The following is a 2,984-nucleotide window of genomic DNA, read 5'->3' on the forward strand; positions in this document are numbered from 1 at the left end:
CAATGTCAGCTCTTCGCTCACAGCGGACCTTCATCTCAGTTAGCTCGTCCGCTTCGTGCCAGGAGCGGACGTTTGAGCTCAATAAGTAAGGACGTTATATTTTGTCCTGATTGACACGGGATGAAAGCTCCTGATGGCTCTCTTTTCGCTCGCTGTAACGATCTGCAAGGTAACCGGTTTGTCCCTTAAGCAGCAGCGTGATTTTAAACAGCTCCTCGGCGACATCGACGATACGGTCATACCATGACGAAGGTTTCATTCGTCCGTTTTCGTCGAACTCTTGCCATGCCTTGGCTACAGAGGACTGGTTGGGGATCGTAAACATCCGCATCCAGCGACCCAGAATACGCATCTGGTTCACGGCATTGAAGGACTGTGAACCGCCGCAGACCTGCATTACCGCAAGTGTTTTGCCCTGCGAAGGACGAACCGCGCCTTCACTTAAGGGTATCCAGTCAATCTGCGCCTTCATCACCGCGCTCATAGCACCGTGCCGTTCCGGAGAACTCCACACCATCCCGTCACACCATCTGACCAGACCGCGCAGCTCGGTGACTTTGGGATGCGTGTCCGGCGCATCATCCGGCAGGGGTAAACCGGAGGGGTTAAAGAGTTTCACCTCCGCGCCCATCGCCGTCAGCAGGCGACCCACTTCCTCCGCGGCAAAGCGGCTGTAGGAGCGCTCTCTTACTGAACCATACAGGATCAGAATTCTTGGTGGCTCCTGCAGATGCAGGCGTTCAGCGATGTCTTGATCAAAGCATTCCGTATTCAGGGCAGGAAATTGTTCCATTTTTCTCCTCCAGAGAGAGCAGATGATTTCAAAGTTAATATATATGATTTATCATATATGTATTCTAAAGTGAACGGAGAGGAAAATGCTACAACCTGTTCAGCTTTTCAAAATCCTGTCGGATGAAACACGGCTCGCCATTGTCATGCTTCTGCGGGAGTCCGGAGAACTGTGCGTGTGCGATATCTGTGCAGCTACCGCCGAATCACAGCCCAAAATATCACGCCATATGGCTATCCTTCGCGAGTCTGGGCTAGTTCTGGATCGTCGGGAAGGCAAATGGATTCACTATCGTCTGTCACCTCATATTCCTGCGTGGGCCGCTGAGACAATCACGACGTCCTGGCAGTGCCTTCGGGAAGATGTGCGGGAATGGTTGGCAAAGTCGGCCTGCACCTCTTGCTGAGGAAGGAAAACATATTCACATAATCATATGTAACGGGGTTTGAAATGTTTTTGGCAGGGAGTATATTTTTACTGACGCTGGTACTGGTGATCTGGCAACCCAGAGGTCTGAGTATTGGCTGGAGCGCGAGTATCGGAGCTGCGCTGGCGCTGAGTACCGGAGTCATCCATATCGCTGATATTCCCGTTGTCTGGAATATCGTCTGGAACGCGACAGCGGCATTTATTGCGGTCATCATCATCAGCCTGCTGCTCGATGAGTCCGGCTTCTTTGAATGGGCCGCACTGCACGTCTCCCGCTGGGGTAACGGACGTGGCCGCCTTTTGTTTACCTGGATAGTCTTGCTTGGGGCCGCTGTTGCTGCGTTGTTTGCCAATGACGGCGCCGCACTGATCCTGACGCCGATTGTAATTGCGATGCTGCTCGCACTGGGATTCAGCCAGGGCACGACATTGGCCTTTGTCATGGCCGCAGGATTTATTGCAGATACGGCCAGCCTGCCGCTGATAGTTTCCAATCTGGTGAATATCGTCTCGGCGGACTTTTTCGGTCTGGGCTTTACGCAGTATGCCTCCGTTATGATCCCCGTAGATGTGGCCGCGATTGCGGCCACTCTGGTCATGCTGCATCTCTTCTTCCGCAAGGACATTCCGGAGACGTATGACGTTTCGCTGCTGAAGACGCCTGCCAGTGTGATAAAGGATCCGGCAACGTTCAGGGCGGGCTGGATTGTCCTGTTATTGCTGCTTGTCGGTTTCTTTGTGCTGGAACCTCTGGGGATCCCGGTCAGTGCGATAGCGGCTACTGGCGCAGCAGTACTGTTTATAGTGGCGAAAAGAGGTCATGCCATCAACACCGGAAAAGTCCTGCGCGGTGCGCCATGGCAGATTGTTATTTTTTCGCTGGGCATGTACCTGGTGGTCTATGGCCTGCGCAATGCAGGACTCACGGAGTATCTGTCTGACGTGCTGAACCTGCTGGCAGAAAAGGGGTTATGGGCAGCAACGTTCGGCACCGGTTTCCTGACCGCGTTCCTGTCATCGGTGATGAACAATATGCCGACGGTGCTGATTGGCGCACTGTCGATTGACGGGAGTACGGCGACTGGCGTCGTCAAAGAGGCTATGATTTATGCCAATGTGATTGGCTGCGATTTAGGCCCGAAAATCACCCCGATTGGCAGTTTGGCAACCTTGCTTTGGCTGCATGTGCTTGCCCAGAAAAATATAACGATTACATGGGGATATTACTTCCGCACTGGCATTATCATGACTCTGCCCGTGCTGTTTGTCACTCTGGCCGCGCTGGCGTTGCGGTTCTCCATCACTTTGTAATGAGATACAGATATGAGCAACATTACCATCTATCACAACCCTGCCTGCGGCACTTCTCGTAACACGCTGGAGATGATCCGTAACAGCGGCAACGAACCGACGATAATTTATTATCTCGATACGCCACCGACCCGTGATGAGCTGATTAAACTTATTTCAGAAATGGGAATTACGGTGCGTGCATTACTGCGTAAGAATGTTGAGCCTTATGAACACCTGGGTCTTGATGAAGAGAAATTTAGTGATGAGCAGTTGATTGATTTCATGCTTCAACATCCGATCCTGATTAATCGGCCGGTAGTCGTTACGCCGCTTGGCACTCGTCTTTGCCGCCCTTCAGAAATAGTGTTGGATATTCTACCGGAAGGTCAGAAACGAGCGTTTACCAAAGAGGATGGTGAGAAGGTCATTGACGAAACGGGGAAGCGGGTTAAGTAATCTGCCCACTTCA

Annotated in this window: 4 protein-coding genes; 3 read left to right on the forward strand and 1 reads right to left on the reverse strand. The window is 52.1% G+C overall.

The features are described from left to right. Positions 1 to 94: 94 nt before the first annotated feature. The gene (gene arsH, locus JSN25_RS06805) at positions 95 to 793 is read right to left on the reverse strand and encodes an arsenical resistance protein ArsH (RefSeq protein WP_085049572.1); all 699 of its coding nucleotides are present in this window, start codon (positions 791 to 793) and stop codon (positions 95 to 97) included. An 85-nt stretch (positions 794 to 878) separates the two neighbouring features. Here arsH and JSN25_RS06810 point away from each other — a divergent pair, with 85 nt between their 5' ends. The 3 genes from JSN25_RS06810 to arsC are packed head-to-tail and all read left to right on the forward strand — an operon-like array spanning position 879 to position 2,971. Then, positions 879 to 1,199 carry a transcriptional regulator gene (locus JSN25_RS06810; RefSeq protein ID WP_038636209.1) on the forward strand — a complete coding sequence of 107 codons (321 nt, stop codon included), beginning with the start codon at positions 879 to 881 and terminating at the stop codon, positions 1,197 to 1,199. A gap of 44 nt (positions 1,200 to 1,243) precedes the next feature. Further along, positions 1,244 to 2,533, forward strand: coding sequence for an arsenic transporter (locus JSN25_RS06815; protein WP_137347431.1), 1,290 nt, complete (start codon positions 1,244 to 1,246; stop codon positions 2,531 to 2,533). Between the two features lie 12 nt (positions 2,534 to 2,545). Further along, positions 2,546 to 2,971, forward strand: a complete 426-nt coding sequence (gene arsC / locus JSN25_RS06820; protein ID WP_085049574.1) for a glutaredoxin-dependent arsenate reductase — start codon at positions 2,546 to 2,548, stop codon at positions 2,969 to 2,971. Positions 2,972 to 2,984 lie beyond the last annotated feature (13 nt).

Source organism: Citrobacter cronae, assembly GCF_016893685.1.
GTDB classification, from domain to species: Bacteria; Pseudomonadota; Gammaproteobacteria; order Enterobacterales; family Enterobacteriaceae; genus Citrobacter; species Citrobacter werkmanii.

Bases quoted from the DNA above. Each gene is read 5' to 3' on its own strand.
- JSN25_RS06815 (WP_137347431.1), top strand. From the start codon at position 1,244: ATGTTTTTGGCAGGGAGTATATTTTTACTGACGCTGGTACTGGTGATC.
- arsH (WP_085049572.1), bottom strand. From the start codon at position 793: ATGGAACAATTTCCTGCCCTGAATACGGAATGCTTTGATCAAGACATC.
- JSN25_RS06810 (WP_038636209.1), top strand. From the start codon at position 879: ATGCTACAACCTGTTCAGCTTTTCAAAATCCTGTCGGATGAAACACGG.
- arsC (WP_085049574.1), top strand. From the start codon at position 2,546: ATGAGCAACATTACCATCTATCACAACCCTGCCTGCGGCACTTCTCGT.